14 protein-coding genes are annotated in these 18,122 nt (G+C 62.3%); 2 read left to right on the top strand and 12 right to left on the bottom strand.

Translation table 11 applies throughout. The annotated features are described in order from the left end of the window. Window positions 1–28: 28 nt before the first annotated feature. The 4 genes from NK8_RS23140 to NK8_RS23125 are packed head-to-tail and all read right to left on the bottom strand — an operon-like array spanning window position 29 to window position 5,126. Complete coding sequence (locus NK8_RS23140; RefSeq protein ID WP_213231361.1) at window positions 29–1,342, bottom strand: MFS transporter; 1,314 nt, start codon at window positions 1,340–1,342, stop codon at window positions 29–31. After that, a complete protein-coding gene (locus tag NK8_RS23135; protein ID WP_162068386.1) occupies window positions 1,339–1,881 on the bottom strand; it encodes a GAF domain-containing protein in 543 nt (180 codons plus the stop codon). Before NK8_RS23135 ends, NK8_RS23140 begins: the two co-directional genes overlap by 4 nt. Before the next feature lie 23 nt (window positions 1,882–1,904). After that, window positions 1,905–3,314, bottom strand: coding sequence for an MFS transporter (locus NK8_RS23130; protein ID WP_213231360.1), 1,410 nt, complete (start codon window positions 3,312–3,314; stop codon window positions 1,905–1,907). A gap of 27 nt (window positions 3,315–3,341) precedes the next feature. Then, window positions 3,342–5,126, bottom strand: coding sequence for a gamma-glutamyltransferase family protein (locus NK8_RS23125; RefSeq protein WP_213231358.1), 1,785 nt, complete (start codon window positions 5,124–5,126; stop codon window positions 3,342–3,344). A 181-nt stretch (window positions 5,127–5,307) separates the two neighbouring features. Between NK8_RS23125 and NK8_RS23120 the strand changes: the two genes are divergently transcribed. Further along, the gene (locus NK8_RS23120; protein ID WP_213231356.1) at window positions 5,308–5,964 is read left to right on the top strand and encodes a FadR/GntR family transcriptional regulator; all 657 of its coding nucleotides are present in this window, start codon (window positions 5,308–5,310) and stop codon (window positions 5,962–5,964) included. 135 nt (window positions 5,965–6,099) lie between these two features. Here NK8_RS23120 and NK8_RS23115 read toward each other — a convergent pair whose 3' ends face one another. The 6 genes from NK8_RS23115 to NK8_RS23090 all read right to left on the bottom strand — a co-directional run bounded on the left by NK8_RS23115 (window position 6,100) and on the right by NK8_RS23090 (window position 12,120). Next, window positions 6,100–7,839, bottom strand: coding sequence for an ABC transporter substrate-binding protein (locus NK8_RS23115; RefSeq protein ID WP_162068382.1), 1,740 nt, complete (start codon window positions 7,837–7,839; stop codon window positions 6,100–6,102). 102 nt (window positions 7,840–7,941) lie between these two features. Continuing rightward, window positions 7,942–8,223 carry a DUF2160 domain-containing protein gene (locus NK8_RS23110; protein WP_213231354.1) on the bottom strand — a complete coding sequence of 94 codons (282 nt, stop codon included), beginning with the start codon at window positions 8,221–8,223 and terminating at the stop codon, window positions 7,942–7,944. Continuing rightward, complete coding sequence (locus NK8_RS23105; RefSeq protein WP_213231353.1) at window positions 8,223–9,035, bottom strand: carbohydrate ABC transporter permease; 813 nt, start codon at window positions 9,033–9,035, stop codon at window positions 8,223–8,225. Before NK8_RS23105 ends, NK8_RS23110 begins: the two co-directional genes overlap by 1 nt. Continuing rightward, on the bottom strand, window positions 9,025–9,921 hold the full coding sequence (locus tag NK8_RS23100; protein WP_162068379.1) for a carbohydrate ABC transporter permease: 897 nt from the start codon (window positions 9,919–9,921) through the stop codon (window positions 9,025–9,027). Before NK8_RS23100 ends, NK8_RS23105 begins: the two co-directional genes overlap by 11 nt. Further along, entirely contained in the window at window positions 9,918–11,042 is a 1,125-nt protein-coding gene (locus NK8_RS23095) for an ABC transporter ATP-binding protein (protein WP_162068378.1), read from the bottom strand. Before NK8_RS23095 ends, NK8_RS23100 begins: the two co-directional genes overlap by 4 nt. Further along, complete coding sequence (locus tag NK8_RS23090; RefSeq protein WP_213231352.1) at window positions 11,029–12,120, bottom strand: ABC transporter ATP-binding protein; 1,092 nt, start codon at window positions 12,118–12,120, stop codon at window positions 11,029–11,031. Before NK8_RS23090 ends, NK8_RS23095 begins: the two co-directional genes overlap by 14 nt. 526 nt (window positions 12,121–12,646) lie before the next feature. Here NK8_RS23090 and NK8_RS23085 point away from each other — a divergent pair. Then, window positions 12,647–14,053: an ISNCY family transposase gene (locus NK8_RS23085; RefSeq protein WP_213231351.1), complete on the top strand. Its 1,407-nt coding sequence runs from the start codon at window positions 12,647–12,649 to the stop codon at window positions 14,051–14,053. 163 nt (window positions 14,054–14,216) lie between these two features. Here NK8_RS23085 and NK8_RS23080 read toward each other — a convergent pair whose 3' ends face one another. Together NK8_RS23080 and NK8_RS23075 are read right to left on the bottom strand one after the other, a co-directional pair. Further along, entirely contained in the window at window positions 14,217–16,556 is a 2,340-nt protein-coding gene (locus NK8_RS23080) for a filamentous hemagglutinin N-terminal domain-containing protein (RefSeq protein ID WP_367657797.1), read from the bottom strand. Between the two features lie 274 nt (window positions 16,557–16,830). Then, on the bottom strand, window positions 16,831–17,958 hold the full coding sequence (locus NK8_RS23075; protein WP_213231350.1) for a YbdK family carboxylate-amine ligase: 1,128 nt from the start codon (window positions 17,956–17,958) through the stop codon (window positions 16,831–16,833). Window positions 17,959–18,122 lie beyond the last annotated feature (164 nt).

The following is an 18,122-nucleotide window of genomic DNA, read 5'->3' as shown; positions in this document are numbered from 1 at the left end:
CGCCGATCTTGTGCCCGAAACGCGGACATCACCGCGGGGTCAGCGCTTGCGCTGCGCCCTGATCGGCATTCGCGTCGCGCGCAGGAGTCGCTGGGCCGGGACCACCCGGTTCCGGTGCGCTCGTGTCATAAAGGCGGTCGGGAATGAAGAACGCGCAGATGCCGCTTAGAAAGAACACTGCGCCGACCAGCAGAAAGCTCACACCGAACGTAAATTGCGTGGCGATATAGCCGATCACGACCGGCGCCGCACCCGAGCAGAAGCGGCCCACGTTATATGAACCGCCGACCGCCGTGCCGCGAATGCGTGTAGCGAAGCTCTCGGACATGAACGCGCCCATCGTTCCGAGCGGCACGCCGTAGAGAAACCCGAAGAACAGCATCAGCCAGACGATGTTCTCGCGCGTGTGAAGAAACACGATGACCGGCAGGAACAGCGCCGCGCCGATGCAGCCGAGCACATATACGCCGCGCCGGCTCCACAGGTCGCCGACCCAGCCCGCGACGATCTTGCCCACGAACGCGACGACATACGTGCCGATCATATAGCCCGCCATCGAGCCGAAGCGCACGTGCAGTTCTTTCTCCAGGTAGGTCGGCAGCCAGTTGTTCAGCCCGTAGAAGCCCGACAGCGCGAACACGGATGCGAGCGCCCACAGGATGAACATCTTGCGTGCCTCCCGATCCGAGAAGATCAGGTAATAGCGATTCTCGCGCCATGTGCGGCGCACGCGCGGCGCGCCTTGCCGCATCGCCACGCTGGCGCGCCAGCCGGGCGGTTCGGGCACGAACCAGTGAATCGCCAGCGCCAGCACGACCGGAATCGTCGCGACGTAAAAGAGCATGCGCCAGCCGTAGAGCGGCAGGATCCAGTTGGCGAGCGAGATCACGACGATGTAGCCCGCCGACACCCCCGTCTGCAAAATGCCGAGAATCAGCGAGCGCCGCTCGGTCGGTACATATTCGGCGACGAGCGTGCTCACGAGGACCATGCAGCCGATCCCGAGCGAGCTGATGAAGCGCACGAGGGCGAACTGCGCGAAGGTGTGCGTGAGCCCGAGCAGGCCCGCGCCGAGGGAGAAGAGCGCGAGCGCCCACACGACCACTCGCACGCGCCCGAGGGCATCGCTCGCCCAGCCGCCGAGGATGCCGCCTACCGCCATCCCGACGAGCGTCAGGCTGCCCAGCGCTCCGGCCTCGACATTGGTGAGGCCGAATTCGCTTTTGATGCGCGTGAGCGTGAGGCCGTACATCATGACGTCGGCGCCGTCGACGAGCAGCGCGAGATAGCCGAGCGCGAACACCATCAGCCAGCGCCCGGTTTCAGGAGAGGCGCGATTCATGAGCGCGGCGTCTCGTCGGCGTACAGCGGCATGCGGGAGACCAGCGCGGGCGCGAGAAACGAGCCGAGCAGCACGCCCGTGTCCTCGTGCTCGCGCCTGTACCAGTGCTCGACGTGCGTGAGATTCATCGTGCCGATGCATTCGCCGTCATAGGCGATCGGGATGTTGAGGATCGAGCCCAGGCCCATGTTCGCCATCGTCATGTGATCGTCGAACGCGCGGCGGATGTCGTGCGCGGTCTCGCCGCGAAAGGGGCGCAAATCACGGAGGATTTGCGTCGCCCACGCGGTGTCGCGCTTCGTCTTGCGGCCCCCGGCCGGATAGATGTCGGGCATGTTGGTGAAGATGCGCTCGACCTCGTGATTGCGCGCATCGTAAGCCATGATGGTGAAAAGCCGGAAGCCGATCGTCTCGGCGGCGACTGCCGCGACCGCGTCGAAGAGCGTTGCCGGCTGGGCGGGCTCGCGCATCGCGCGGGCGAGCCGTTGAAGGTCGTTCAGTTGCAATGGGCGCGTCGTGTTTGCTTCCGTGTCCCGCATGATGTCGTTATCCGTGAAGGCGCTCAGCCGCCGAGGTTCGTGGAGGCGAGGTGCTCGCGTGCATCGCCGTCGATCGCGCCGTTGATTTCGATGTCTTCGAGCGAGCGATTGCGCGTCTCGATGCCGAGGAAGAACACGACGCACGCGCCCGCGAGCAGCACGGCGGTCGTCATCGCGAACACCCCGAAGAAGCCGAACGACGGATACACGATGCCGACGAGAATCGGCGCGCTCACCGAGCCGATGCGCCCGAACGAGGACGACGATCCCGTGCCTGTCGTGCGGACCGCGGTCGGGAAAATTTCCGGCGTGTACGCATAGACGCCGGCGAACGCGCCGTTCATGAAGAACGACAGGCAGATGCCCGCCGCCATGATCTGCGTGCCGGTATGCGACAGCGACAGCATGATCGCCGCGATGCCGCCGAGCGTCATGTACGAGGCCACCACGCCCTTGCGTCCGATCTTCTCGTTGAGCCACGCCGCCGAGAAATAGCCCGGAATTTGCGCGCCGTAGATGGCGATCGAGAAGCCGAAGCTTTTGGTGATCGTGAGCCCTTCCTTGACGAGCAGGCTCGGAATCCACGAGAAGAACGAGTAGTACGCGAAGGCCACGGCGAACCACATCAGCCAGCTCACGGCCGTCGTGCCCGCGAGGCGCTTCGACCAAAGCGTCTTCACGTTGTGCCAGGCGCTGCCGCTGCTCCTGATCGCGGACGGAATCGTGCCCACAGCCGATAACGGAGCGAGTGCGATGCCGCGTTGCGCATACCAGGCCTCGATGTCGTCGACGATGCTGCCTGCCTCGGCGACGCGGCCCTGGCTTTCCATCCAGCGCGGCGATTCGGGCAGCGTGCGCCGCCACCACAGCAGCATCACGACGGGCAGGGCGGTGATGACCGCCAGATAGCGCCAGCCGTCCGGAAAATTGCGCACAACGGTATAGCCGAGGATCGACGAACTCAGATAACCGAACGACATGAAGCCCACCAATGCACCGCAGAACATGCCGCGATAGCGGCGCGGCACGAATTCGGCGAGAAACGGCGCAATCACGACGGTCTCGGCGCCCGAACCGAAGCCCGCAACGATGCGCAACACGAAGAACGTATGCCAGTCGTTGGCAGTGGCGCTCGCGAGCGACGCGACGCAATAGATCGCGAGCGCGCTCATCATGATGCGGCGCCGGCCGATGATGTCCGCGAGCACGCCCGACAGGAACGCGCCGAAGAAATAGCCGATATACGTGCTGCTCGCGACGAGTCCGGTCTGTGCGCTCGTCAGGCTCCACAGCTTGCTGACGACCGGAAGCAGGAACGCGAGCGACGACGAATCGAGGCCATCGAACATATAGCCGAGTCCGCCGATGATCAGCAGCTTGCGATGAAAGCCGGATAGCGGCAGCCGTTCGAGGCGGGCGGCGACAGCGGACATGATCGATGTTCTCCGATGAATGCTGCGTCAGCGCCCGATGGCGTAAGCCTGCATCTGGCGCGGCGTGGCGGCCCCGCGCATCAGGCCGTGGCGGATGCCCACGGCGCACACGCGCCCGAGCGACCAGGGTTCGGCGACCGTGAGTTCGTGGCCGCGCGCGCGCAGTTCATCGAGCGTGGCTTGCGGAAAGGTGCCTTCCGCCGACATCTTGCCGAGTTGAATGTCACGCGGATAAAACGAGCCGGGGAAGTGCGCGGTCTGGAAGGAAGGCGAATCCACGGCGGCTTGCAGATTCAGGCCGAAGTGCACGTGCCGCAGCAGCAGTTGCAGCGACCATTGATCCTGCTGATCGCCGCCCGGCGTGCCGAGCGCGGCATAGGGCTTGCCGTCGCGGGTGACGAGCGTCGGCGAGAGCGTGGTGCGCGGACGGCGTCCCGGCCCGAGCGACGAGGGCAGTCCTTCTTCCATCCAGAACATCTGGCCACGCGTGGTCACGTTGAAGCCCAGCCCGGGCACCGCGGGCGATGCCTGGAGCCATCCGCCCGACGGCGTCGCCGACACCATGTTGCCCCAGCGATCGACGACATCGAGATGCACGGTGTCGCCGCGCAATTCGGGCAGCGGCGCGAAAGTGGGTTCGCCCTGACCAAAGCCGCCCGGTTGCTGGCGGCCCGCGTTGGCCAGTATCTTCGCGGCGCGCGCCTCGCTGTCGAGCAGATTGCCCGGACGGAATTCGAACGATGCGCGGTGCGGATCGATCTGCCGGCGGCGCGCGTCGTTGTAGGCGTCGCTCAGAAGCGTGTCCATCGGTACGTCGGAGAAGTTCGGGTCGCCGTAGAAGACGTCGCGGTCGGCGAATGCGAGCTTCGCGCATTCGATGACCGTGTGAACGAAGTCCGGTCCCAGCGGGACCATGCCCGCGAGATCGAAGCCCTTGAGCAAGGCGAGCTGCTGCAGGAACATCGGACCCTGACCCCATGGCCCCGTCTTGTGGACCATGAAGCCTTCGTATTCGTAGGAGACGGCGTCTTCGTACGTCGCCTCCCAGCGCGCGAGATCGGATGCGTCCAGAAGGCCGCGATTGCGCTGGCCCGAAGTATCCAGCACGTCTGTCGAGCGGAAGTACTGATCGATCGCATCCGCGACGAAACCGCGGTAGAACGCAACGCGCGCGCGTTCGCACTGCTCCGCGCGGTCGCCGCGCGTCTTCGCCTCGCGCAGAATGCGCTTGTAGGTTTCCGCGATGGCCGGATTCGCGAACAGATGATTGGGACGCGGCGCTTCGCCGTCGCGCAGCCATTGCTCGGCGGACGTGCGCCATTCGCGGCTGAAGAAATCCTGGATCGCGAGGATCGACGACGCCATGCGCGGCAGCACCGGATAGCCGTGCTCCGCATAGCCGATGGCATAGCTCAGCACGTCTTCCAGCGGCAACTGGCCGTAGTCGCGCAGCAAGGTCATCCAGCCGCCGAATGCGCCCGGCACGACGGCGGGCAACAGACCGGTGCCGGGCATGACCGTGAGGCCCAGGTCCTTCATGTGATCGATGGTCATGGCAGCAGGCGTGACGCCCTGGCCGCACAGTACGCGCACGCGATCGTCCTTCGCGCTGTAGAACACGGCGGGCAACTCGCCGCCCGGCCCGTTCAGATGCGGCTCGACGATCTGCAGCACGAAACCGGCGGCAGCGGCGGCGTCGAACGCGTTGCCGCCTTTTTCCAGGACCGCCATCGCGGACGCGCTGGCCAGCCAGTGCGTCGATGCCACCATGCCGAACGTGCCGATCAGTTCGGGTCGTGTCGTAAAACTCATTGCCGTTGTCCCTGTGACGAACCATTGATAATTGGTTCGAATTGCATCGATGCATGCGATTTCATGCGAAATCGAAGCGATTCGCGTAGATTATGCCAACAGAAAAAGTAAAGCAATCCATCACCCCTCAGCCGGTAATCTGCTAAATTGAACCAATGCATATTGGTTCAACCGGAAGATCATGGAAGATTCCACGCTCGACAGGCTGCTCGACTATGTCGCGCAGCACAATCTGAAGGACGGCGATGCGTTGCCGTCGGAGCGCAGCCTCGCCGAGGCGCTCGGCGTGAGCCGGCGCGATCTGCGCGGGGCGCTGGCTTCGCTGGAAGCGGCGGGACGCGTCTGGCGCGGGGTCGGGCGCGGCACTTATCTGGGCGCGCGTCCGCTGAAGTTTTCGGCGTCGCTCAGCAGTCTGCGCGCGGGGTCGAGCCCGGCGGATATCGCGGAGATGCGGCTGGTACTCGAACCGGCATTCGTCGAGCTGGCGACGAGCAAGGCGAGTCCGGACGATCTCGCGGAACTGGAGAAATGCGCGCGGCGCAACGCCATGGCCAAGGACGACGACGAATGGCAGCAGTGGGACCATCGCTTTCATTTGCTCATTGCGCAGGCCACGCGCAACCCGGCAATCATCGCGCTGATGGAGGTAGTGAACGGCATGCGCATGAAGCCGACCGCGCGCGAAAAAACCGCCGATCAGGAGACACGGCGGCATTTCGCGGAGCAGCATCAGGCTGTCGTGAAAGCGATGATCAAGCGCGACGGTGCGACCGCCGCCGCGCGCATGCGCGACCATCTGCTGAACGTGCAGTGGCGGATACCGTCTCATCGAGGGTGAGTGTGCCTGGCAGGCTCCGGATCACGTGAGCGCCGCGCTGCTGCGGATGCAATTCTTCAACAGGACGCAACAATAAAAAAGGCGGCACCAACAAGTGCCGCCCATTCATAAGAGCGCCGAGCGCCGTCAGAAGACTTACCGCACCTTGCCCGCCTTCCACGCCGACAGCAGTTGCTCATACTTCACTGTTTCGCCCTTCGGCTTTTCGTTGGCGAGCGCCTTCCACGGCGCGTGTTGGTCCGACAGCCACTTCGACGGATCGCTTTGCGCATTCAGCTCCGGCGCGCAAACCTTCATGCCGGCCCGCTGCAAACGGGACAACACCTGGTCCATTTCCTTCGCGAGGTTATCCATTGCAGCCTGCGGAGTTTTTTCGCCGGCGACGGCGGTGCCGACGTTCTTCCACCACAGTTGCGCCATCTTTGGATAGTCGGGCACGTTGTTGCCGGTCGGCGTCCACGCGACGCGCGCCGGACTGCGATAGAACTCGATCAAGCCGCCGTACTTGTCCGCGTTTTTCGTGAAGTAGTCGCTATGAATGTCGGAGTCGCGAATGAACGTGAGACCGACAATCGACTTCTTGAGCGACACGCTCTTCGACGTCACGAACTGCGCGTACAGCCACGCGGCGGCGCGCTGATTCGGCGGCGTCGACTTGAAGAACGTCCACGAGCCGACGTCCTGATAGCCGTTTTGCATGCCGTCCTTCCAGTAAGCGCCGTGCGGGGAGGGCGCCATGCGCCACTTCGGCGTGCCGTCCGCATTCGTGACGTTGCCCGGCTTGAGCATCGACGCCGTGAACGCGGTGTACCAGAACACCTGTTGCGCGATCCGGCCTTGCGCGGGCACAGGGCCCGCTTCGCTGAAAGTCATGCCGGACGCTTCTGGCGGCGCGTATTTCTTGAGCCAGTTGATGTATTTGGTCGTTGCGTAGACTGCTGCCGGGCTGTTGGTGCCGCCGCCGCGCGACACCGACGCGCCTACCGGATGACAGCCGTCAGGCGTCACGCGGATGCCCCATTCGTCGACGGGCATGCCGTTCGGAATGCCCTTGTCGGCTGCGCCCGCCATGGAAAGCCATGCGTCCGTGAAGCGCCAGCCGAGCGACGGGTCTTTCTTGCCGTAATCCATATGACCGTAAACTTTCTCTCCGTCGATATTTTTCACGTCGTTCGTAAAGAACTCGGCGATGTCTTCATACGCGGACCAGTTGACCGGCACGCCGAGATCGTAGCCGTATTTCGCCTTGAACTTGTCCTGCAAGTCCTTGCGGGCGAACCAGTCCGCGCGGAACCAGTAAAGGTTCGCGAACTGCTGGTCGGGAAGCTGATAAAGCTTTTTGTCCGGCGCGGTCGTAAAACTCGTGCCGATAAAGTCTTTGATGTCGAGACCAGGGTTCGTATATTCCTTGCCTTCGCCTGTCATGTAATCGGATAACGGAACGATCACGCCATAGCGATAGTGCGTGCCGATCAGGTCCGAGTCCGAGATCCAGCCGTCGTAGATGCTTTGCCCGGATTGCATCGAGGTCTGCAATTTCTCGACGACGTCCCCTTCCTGAATGATGTCGTGCTTCACCTGAATGCCGGTGATTTCAGTGAACGCGGTGGCAAGCGTTTTGGATTCGTAGGTATGCGTATCGATCGTTTCCGACACGACATGAATTTCCTTGACGCCTTGCGATTTGAGTTTCGCCGCGGTGTCGATGAACCATTTCATCTCGTCCATCTGTTGCTGTTTCGAAAGCGTGCTTGGTTGAAACTCGCTGTCCACCCATTTCTGCGCCTCAGGCGTGCCCGCCAGAGCCTGGTTCGCGAAGGCGCCAGACACGATGCTTGCCACTGCCAGCGCGACGATCCGTCTCCTCTGATGCATGGTCTTCTCCTGTGTCTTCCGTGCCCCTTCGATCTTGTCGGCGCCCGCTGGGGGCATCAGCGGAACCGGCAGTTGCCAGTCTTCATTGCATGCGTCGGCCTTCTAGCCCTTCCACATGATCGCGAGCAACACCAGCACCGAGGCTGTGAAGCCCGGCCACGAACTCGAGCCCTCGGCGCTGATCGCGAGCCACGCGAGGTTCACATACGCGGCAGTCAGCAGGCCGATGAACAGGCGATCGCCACGAGTCGTTGCGATAGGCAGAAAGCCCTTGCGTTCATGAGTCGGCGAGCGCAGTTCCCATACCGTCATGCCGGCCAGCATAACGACGATGCAGCCGAAGAAAATGGCCACCTCGGGCGTCCAGTACATCCACGTGAACATCACACTCTCCCCATCGCGAAACCCTTCGCGATGTAGTTGCGCACGAAGTAGATCACCAGCGCGCCGGGAACGATGGTCAGCACGCCCGCCGCCGACAGCACACCCCAGTCCATGCCGGCCGCCGACACGGTGCGTGTCATCACTGCAGCGATAGGTTTCGCGTTGACCGAAGTCAGCGTGCGCGCGAGCAGCAGTTCGACCCAGCTGAACATGAAGCAGAAAAAAGCCGTGACGCCGACGCCCGACTTGATGAGCGGCAGGAAGATTTTCACGAAGAAGGCGGGAAACGTGTAGCCGTCTATGTACGCGGTTTCGTCGATCTCGCGCGAGACGCCCGACATGAAGCCTTCGAGAATCCACACGGCAAGCGGCACGTTGAACAGCATGTGCGCAAGTGCGACGGCAATGTATGTGTCGGTCAGGCCGACGCTCGAATAGAGCTGGAAAAACGGCAGCAAGAATACGGCGGGCGGCGTCATGCGGTTGGTGAGCAGCCAGAAGAACATGTGCTTGTCGCCGAGAAATCGATAACGTGAGAACGCGTACGCGGCAGGCAGAGCGACCAGCACCGACATCACCGTGTTCATCAGCACGTAGACGATCGAATTGATGTAGCCCCAGTACCAAGAAGGATCGGTGAAGATCACCTTGTAGTTTTCGAACGTCACGTGCTGCGGCAGCGTGGCGAACGTCGACATGGTTTCCTCGTTTGTGCGCAGGGATATCGAGAGCATCCAGTAAAGCGGAATCAGCGCGAACAGCATATAGACGACGAGCATCAACGTCCGCATCCAGCGGCGTTTATCCTGCATGGTCGTCTCCTTGGGCGGCAGGGCCACCTTTGCCCACGCGGCTCATCCAGTTATAGAGAATGAAGCACAGCAGCAGAATGATCAGGAAATAGATCAGCGAGAAAGCCGCGGCCGGGCCAAGATCGAACTGGCCGACTGCTTTTTGTGTCAGATACTGACTGAGGAAGGTGGTGGAATCGCCGGGACCGCCGCCTGTCAGCACGAATGGCTCGGTATAGATCATGAAGCTGTCCATGAAGCGCAGCAGCACGGCGATCATCAGCACGCCGCGCATCTTCGGCAATTCGATGTAGCGGAATACCGCGAAACGGCTTGCGCCGTCTATTTCCGCGGCCTGATAGAAGGCGTCCGGAATCGCGCGCAAGCCCGCATAGCAGAGCAGTGCGACGAGCGGGGTCCAGTGCCAGATGTCCATCACCAGCACGGTGAGCCATGCGGCCGTGGGACTCGCCGTGTAGTTGTAGTCGAAGCCAAGACTATTGAGCCAGTACCCGAGCAGTCCGATATCCGGGCGCCCGAAGATCTGCCAGATCGTGCCCACCACGTTCCATGGAATCAGCAACGGCATGGCCAGCACGATGAGCGTGGCCGAAGCGCGCCATCCCGAAGCCGGCATCGAAAGTGCGAGGCCCACGCCCAATGGAATCTCGAACAGCAGAACGCACGTGGAGAAAAGGACCTGTCTGCCGAGCGCTTCGCGCAAATCCGGATCGGTCATGATGTTGCGAAACCACTCCGTACCGACGAACACATGCTGCGTCGGGCCGATGATGTCCTGCACCGAATAGTTGACCACCGTCATCAGCGGCAGGATCGCGGAGAACGCGACGCAGATGAACACCGGAATGACCAGCAACCACGCTTTCTGATTGACGGGCTTGTTCATCGCGCGGCCCCTTCGGAGATGCGTGTTTCGATTCTTTCGTCGTTGCAGAAGAACACGGTTTCAGGCGCAATGAGATGCAGCCAGGCAGGTCCGTCGACAACCCGCACATGCGGCTCGAGCCTCGCATTGAACACATTGCCGTCGCATTGCGCGGTAACCAGTTGATAGTTGCCGAGCTGCTGCGCGCGCAGCACCCGCGCGTTGACCGCGCCGGCTCCTCCTTCCTGCGAAAGGCGGACGAATTCCGGGCGAATCCCCAGCTTGAGCGCGCCGTTTGCCTGCTGATGCGCGCCACGTAGCGTCGCAAGCGTGCCGGCGTCGAGCGGCAAGCGCTGCGAGCCGATTTTTGCGCCGTCGGCGTCGAGCTCGATCGGACAGAGATTCATGCCCGGACTGCCGATGAAGTAGCCAACAAAAGCGTGATCCGGCCGCAGAAAAAGCGCATCGGCGCCGCCTTTCTGAACGACGCGGCCATTTGTCATGACCACGACTTCATCGGCGAAAGTCAGCGCTTCTACCTGATCGTGCGTCACGTAGATAAGCGTGAGCTTGAGTTGCTGGTGGATCTTCTTCAACTGCCGGCGCAGGATCCACTTCATCGCGGGGTCGATCACAGTCAACGGTTCGTCAAAGAGAATCGCCGCGACGTCCTTCCGCACGAGGCCGCGCCCAAGCGAGATTTTCTGCTTGGCGTCGGCGGCCAGATCGCTCGCCTTGTTCGGCAGGTCGCGCGTCATATCGAGGATATCCGCGACCTCGTGCACGCGCTTCGTGACCTCGGCGGCCGACATCTTGCGATTGCGCAGCGGAAACGCGAGGTTATCGAACACGGTCATCGTGTCGTAGACCACGGGGAACTGAAACACCTGGGCGATGTTGCGCTGGCGCGCGCCGAGCGCCGTCACGTCGCGTCCGTCGAACAGCACCTTGCCCTCCGACGGCTTGACGAGCCCCGACACGATATTCAGCAGCGTGGTCTTGCCGCAACCCGATGGCCCGAGCAACGCGTAAGCGCCGCCGGCATCCCAGACCATGCTCATGGGTTGAAGTGCGTAGTCGTCGAGCGTCGCGGGGTTCGGTCTGTACGCGTGCGCGAGATTCTGGAACTCAATGCACGCCATAAGCCGCCTCCGGGCTGGACACCAGTTGGGTGTCCGCGCCGAACACAAACAGTTCGTCAGGGTCGATGAAAACGTCGAGCTGCGTGCCGAGCTCGATCTGATGCACGCCCTGCAACTGCGCGACCAGGTCGATCGCGCCGGTCAGCGTGCGCAAGTGCAGGTACGTTTCCGAGCCGCTCAGTTCAGCGAGTTCGAGCCGGCACGGAACGGCGATTGCATGCGAGGACTTCGCCTGAAGACGCAGGTGCCCCGGCCGGATGCCGATGCGGCATGCGCCGTTCGCAGCGGGACCGTGCCGGACTGGAACCTCCACGCCGATCGGCAGACGCGCGCGGCCGTTGCCGCACTCGCTCGTCAGCATGTTCATCGGCGGGTCGTTGAAAACGGCCGCGGCCGCGACGTTGACCGGTGCGTTATAGACATCGAGAGTGGGACCGAACTGCAGCACCCGGCCTTTATCGACGATTGCCGTATAGCCGCCCAGCAGTAGCGCTTCGAGAGGTTCGGTGGTCGCGTAGACGACGGTCGTCTTGCCGTCAGCGAAAAGCGTCGACAGTTCCATGCGCAATTCCTCGCGCAGTTTGTAATCGAGATTCACGAGCGGCTCGTCGAGCAGCACTAGCGACGTGCGCTTCACGAGGGCACGTGCGAGCGCGCAGCGCTGCTGCTGGCCGCCCGACAGTTCACCTGGCCGCCGCTCCAGCAAATGGTCGATATGCAGTTTGGCTGCGACGTCCTGCACGCGCCGGCGGATTTCGGCAGGGTCGGTTTTTTGCAGGCGCAAAGGCGAGGCGATGTTCTCGGAAACCGTCATCGCCGGGTAGTTGATGAACTGCTGATAGACCATCGCGAGATTGCGCTGGCGCACGCTGACGCCTGTCACGTCCTGGCCGTCGACGAGCACTCGGCCGTCGTTCAGCCTGTCCAGACCCGCCATCACGCGCATCAGCGTGGTTTTGCCGGCTTGAGTAGGTCCGAGAAGCACATTGATGGCGCCTGGGACGAGGCGCAAATCCACGCCGTACAGATACGGTTGCCCGCCAGAAACGACACTGACTCGCTCCAGTTCCAGGACCAAATCGCTCTCCTTTGCGGCGTACGCGACGCCAGTCGCAGAAGCCGGCGCTTTAAGGTGGCGTCAATTGGGTTGCACTTTGATTACATGTCGCAGCCAAAATGTCCCTTTTGTTGGTTTGCGTTTAAATCGGGGTAAACCTTACGACAGGATGAAATAGAGGACATCGTCGGTGGGTTGGGGAGATGGACAGGAGGCGGGGGTGAGATGTAGCGTTGACTCAATTGTCGACGCGAGGGTGACGATCATGCAAAACACGTCTGCCGTTTTCGTGGGCATCCTCGAAACGTTGCACGGTGCTCAGCCAAGCCGAACAGCATCTGTGAAGTGAGGGCGCGGTCGCGCACGATCGCAGTCTTTGAGCGGGTCAAACGAGATCGTTCGATTGAGCATTTTTGACATAATCCTTATTATCAATTTTTCATATGTCAGAGCTTTTTAGTAATGTCGGGTTTGAGCTCATTAGAAATGTCCGGTTTTGTCCCTTGAAGGCGCACGCTGAGCGCAAGCGTCTTCAAGAGGCTCCACCATGAACGAGCGTGGTTTCATCACGGCGACTATGCACGAACTCGAACGCATCAAAGTGATCGAGGCGGTCTGCGAGCATCGGCTGACGATGGTGCGGGCTGACGAGCGACTGGGCCTGTGCGAGCGCCAGATCAGCCGTCTGGCTCGCCGCTATGCCGCGAGTGGTCCGGCGGGGTTGATCTCGGGCAAGCGCGGACAGCCGAGTAATCGCGAATTACCCGTCGACCTGCGCGCCCGGGCAATGGCGCTGGTGCGCGAGCGCTATGCCGATTTTGGTCCGACGCTCGCCTGCGAGAAGCTGCGTGAATGTCACAACATCGAGTTGGGCAAGGAAACGGTACGGCGCTGGATGCGCGATGCCGGGCTCTGGATTCCGCGCAAGCAGCGTCCACCGACGCTACACCAGCCGAGGAACCGCCGATCGTGTCTGGGTGAACTGATTCAGATCGATGGCAGCGATCATCGCTGGTTCGAGGATCGCGCACCGGCTTGCACGCTGCTGGTGTTTATCGATGACGCGACGGGCCGGCTGATGACCCTGCACTTTACGGCGACCGAGTCGACCTTCAGCTACTTCGAGGCCATGCGCAAGTATCTCGAAGCGCATGGCAAGCCGCTTGCGCTCTACAGCGACAAGGCTGCGATATTTCATTGCAACAACCACGCCGAGGCCGCTGGCAAAGGCGTCACGCAATTTGGACGGGCTTTGTTTGAGCTCAACATCGATACCTGGTGCGCCAATAGCAGCCAGGCGAAGGGACGCGTCGAGCGGGCCAATCTGACCTTGCAGGATCGGCTGGTGAAGGAACTGCGCCTACGTGGCATCAACACGCAGGAGGACGCCAACGCTTACGCGCCCCACTTTAGCGCCGACTTCAACGGCCGCTTTGGCAAGGTTCCAAGAAGCGTGTTCAATGCCCATCGCGCGCTCAGAAGCGACGAGAACATCGAGTTGATCCTGACCTCACGCGTGGCGCGGCGCGTGACCAAGGTGTTGACGGTTCAATACGACCGGGTCATTTACATGCTCGACGATACGGCGCAGAACCGCGCGCTGATCCACCAGTATCTCGACGTCTTCGAGTACCCGGATGGACGCATCGAGATTCGCGTGAATGGGGCGGCCCTCGCCTATCGTCGATACGATCGGCTTTCCGAGATCGATCAGGGGGCGGTAATCGAGAACAAACGGCTTGGACACGCGTTGCAAGTCGCTCAGGTGCTGCAGGCCGAGCGCGACGATCGCTGCGCTTCGGGCATGCCCTCGCGTACCAACCAAGGCATGGCGCCACGGCCGAAGGAGCGCAAGCTGGGCACGCGCACGCAGCGCGAACTGACCTTGGAACAACTCAACGCGGCTGTGTTGAGTTCCGCGCGAGAACGGGCAGCCGCGGTGGGGAAATCATGATCTGAAGAAGGATTAACAAGCCCTAGACCCGGACATTTCTAACGAGCCCGCACCCCGACATTTCAATCTGGCCGTGACATTGGTAGAAATCAATCTCATGGGACCAAGGCGTCAACGGTTCCGAGCGGAAAGCCGCTCACCGCCCCTGAGCATCGTCGCTCACTCACTGCCCCGTTACTTGCCATTGCAGAACCGGATGTGTCGCGCCGGCGGGTATCGCCCAGACGCCCGATGGCCCGAACTCCCACGACGCGAAACTCGCCGGGTTGCTCATCTGCTGCGTGGTCAGCCCGTTCGAGGCAGGCGGCGCCGTCCCGGCCAGCGGATACGCGACCGCGTTGGTGTGGAACGTCGTCTGAATGTCCCAATAAACGTCGTTCCGGATCGTGCCGCCGTTCTCCGATGCAATCGCGCCGAACGTATTGGGCGATCCGCCGCGGCCTATCGCGCCCGTCGCGAACGATTGCTCGATGACGCCCGTTCCCGCATTCGTGCCGACGAGCCCGCCGCCGCCACTGATCGTGTTGACGTCGCCTGTGGCATACGACTGCCGGATGACGCCGTTGTTGCGCTGGACCAGCGCGCTGCCCGACGTGTGCGATCCGCCGCCGTTGACGTTGCCGGTCGCGAAGGACTGCACGATCAGGCCGTCGTTCTGATAGACGAGGCCGCCATAGGAACCCGCTCCGCCGACACCCGCGCCGCTCCACGATCGCTCGATCGTGCCCGCGTTCACACCGACGAGGCCCCCGCCCGAAATCCCGCCGAACGATTGTCCGCTGCCGACGCCGCCCGTCGCCCACGCATACGCGACGGTGCCGTCGTTACGCCCGGCGATCGGCCCGTACCCGCCGCCCGCATCGCCGGAAACATCGACATTGGTCAGTCCCAGGTTGCGCACGACGCCGTCCTTGCCGACGACGCCGAACAGCCCGACGCCCGCCGTCACGCCGATATCGTGCGTCGTGATCGCAAGGCCGTCGATGACATGGCCAAAGCCGTCGAACTGGCCGGCGAACGGCGCTTGCGCTGTCGGCGCGATCGGCGTGACGGGCGTGGTTGCCGTCGATTTCGCGTCGATGTCTTTGCCCAGCGCGTAGTTGCCCTTCAAATCCTGCGAGATGGCGGCGAGATCGGTGAGACTGTTCACGAGCTTGTACGCCGTGATCTGCGTGACGCGGCCGCTCATCGGCGCGGCCGTCCAGCTTTGATTGCCGAGCAGCGCGCCGGGCGCGTAGCTGCCGTTCATGTCGTAGAGCAAACTGACGACGCCCGTGCTCCCCGACCAGTCGATCGTGCCGTGATTCGCAATGCCGCCGCCGTTGCCGATCGCGCCCGCGTCGGCGCGCACGGTCAGATTGCCGTTGCCCGCATTGCCGATCGCCGCGCCCGGCGCGATCGTCACGTTGCGCGCGGCGGCGAGCGCAAGCGATGCATCGCCCTTCCAGCTGACATCGCCGTTCAGCGCGAGGTCGCCGTCGGCGCCGTTTGCGACGACGTTCACCGAGGTCCCTTTGCCGAGACTGCGCGAGATCGCGCGCGCGGCGTCGGTGTCGATCGTGAATGTCGGCGCGATCAGATTCCATTGGCCCGCGCGCACTGTCGCGCGGCCGATGTCGAGTTTCGTCGCGTTCGTCTCGACAGTGCCGCCGCTGCCGTCCGCGTTCGTCGCGTCGACGCGACCGCTCGCGTGCACCGCGCCCTGCTCCGCGACGAGCCACACGTGCCCGTCGCGCGTCGCCGTTCCGGTGGCGCGAATGCCCGCGTGATGCCCGGCCAGCGCGTATACGTTGCCGTCGGCGGCTTGCAGGTCGACTTGCGCCGCGCGGATCGCTCCCGCATTGGTCACCGTGCCGTGGCTGCCAGCATCTACGAAGACCTGATGACTGCCCGCGCTGTCCTGCAACAACACTTGCGCGCCCGCCGCGAGTTCGACCGTGCCGTTCGGTGCATCGATCGAGCCGCGATTGGCCGCGATCGCGCGCGAGACGAGGAACACGTCGCCGCCGCTCGAACCGATCCTGCCGAGATTGATGACCGCGCCGTCGCCACCGCCCGAAAGCGTCAGCGGGCCGCCGGCCATGAATGCATCGTTGGCGATATCGAGCGATGACGCGACGAAGCGTCCGCCCGTCGAAACTACGCCGCCGCGCCCGATGAGCACGCCCTGCGGGTTGAGCAAATAGACGCTGCCGGTGGCCGTGAGACTGCCGAGAATTACCGATGGATCGCCGCCCGTCACGCGATTGAGCGTCGCGCCGTTGCCGTTGTTGAACGTGACCGTGCGCGATGGAGCGATCGAAAAGCTGCGCCAGTCGACGACGCCGCGCGTCGAAGTCTGGTCGATCGTGACGGAGCGCCCGCCTCTGCTGATCGAGCCGCTTCCTGCGACGAACTGCCCGCCCGAAGGCAGCGGCGGCGCCGCATGGACGCAGTGAAGCTGCGCGCTAGCGAGCGCCGTGAAGAGCACGAACGGACGCAAGGGAAAGAAGCGTCGCATCATTTCCTCCGTCGCTTCGAGACACCATCGTCTGGACCGGAACCGACCAAGTGCCGCGAGTGAGCACGTGGCGTTCATCATAGTGCCTCGCGTCGGCTTGGCCAACAACGCAGCGGATTTTCCCGCGCGGTATTGTTACCGCTTTGTCGACCATGAGCTGAGAATTTTTTTCAGATCATGTTCGCAGTGTCCGGGGTTGACGCTTGTCCGGCGTCGAGACCGGCACATGGACGCATTTAACTTTTATGAGCAAGCAAACATCGGGCTCATAGACGAGTTAGCCAAGCGTCTCCGCTCCGCGCCAAATCTGACATTGTTGTCGAACCACTTCATGCAACGAGTCATGCGCGCCGTAGACGCGGCGTAGCCAGTCAGCATCGCTCACACCGGAGGCCATATTGCGCCTGATGATGTCGAGGCCTTCCTCTGCCCCCAGGGCTTGCGCATGACTCGCGATCGCGTCTAGCGTGTCGACAATCTCGCTCCGGATCGAGCTACGGTGGCCAGTCTCCGGATTCACGCACGTTCCGTCCAGACCAAAGCGGCACGCCATGAACCGGTTGGTTCGATAGACCTCGTAATCTCGCTCGCTGAGGCACACAGGCCTGTCAACCAGGAGATAGCGCGAGAGGGTCTGTATATAGGCCGCGATTGCGGCAGCCCATTCGACGCGCAGTGGCGTATCCATGACACGAACTTCGATCGTGCCATATCCTGGACTTGGGCGAATATCCCAGTAAAAGTCTTTGAGGCTCTTGACGAGCCCCGTGTTGGTCATGCGATCGAAGTATTGCTCGAAGTCGGACCATCTCGTTACGAAGGGTGCATATCCGGCCAGAGGGAACGGTGCAACCGAATTGAGCCTGGCACACTGAAACTGCGTGTCGCTTCCTTGTACGAAAGGAGACGAGGCCGCCAAAGCGATGAAGTGTGGAACATAACGCGAAAGCGAATGCAGTAGAACGAGCGCCGAGTCGGGATCGGGACAGCCAACATGCACGTGTTGGCCAAAGATCGTGAATTGCTGATAAAGGGCCCCGTACAGCCCCATGAGGTACTCAGAGCGTTCGCGTCCGTCCGACCGTTGGTCGAACCAGTTCTGGAAAAAGTTGGTCCCTCCACCGCACACCCCGACATTCAAAAAGTCGGCGGCGTGCACCAGCGTGTCGCGAAGAACCAGCAACTCGCTTCTCGCCTGACTGAAGTCCTTGCACACGCCGGTGGACACTTCGATCATTCCTTCAGTCGTCTCTGGATTGATCGCTCCCGCGAAGCTTTTCTCCTTGACTCGACTCAGCAGCTCCGTTGTCGCCTTGGTCAGATTGTAGTCATGCGTATTAACTACTTGAATCTCGAGCTCGACTCCGATCGTGAAGGAATCTGAAGACGCGAATGGCTGCAGCATGAGATGTCCTTGGTGCGCGGAGGTGAAAGTCAGGACCAGTGTAGGCATTCTACGCAAACTGGCTTGACGGGCAGCGCTGGTTGCCTTTAGTTGCTGTCGCCAAAATACATTAGATATACGTTTCCACAAAGTCACTTCTTGCACTGACTACGTACCGAAGCGGC

The sequence above is a fragment of the Caballeronia sp. NK8 genome, from assembly GCF_018408855.1.
In the GTDB taxonomy this organism is placed as follows: Bacteria; Pseudomonadota; Gammaproteobacteria; order Burkholderiales; family Burkholderiaceae; genus Caballeronia.
Note: the sequence above shows the minus strand (reverse complement) of the source record. Positions and strands in the feature narration are given on the sequence as shown.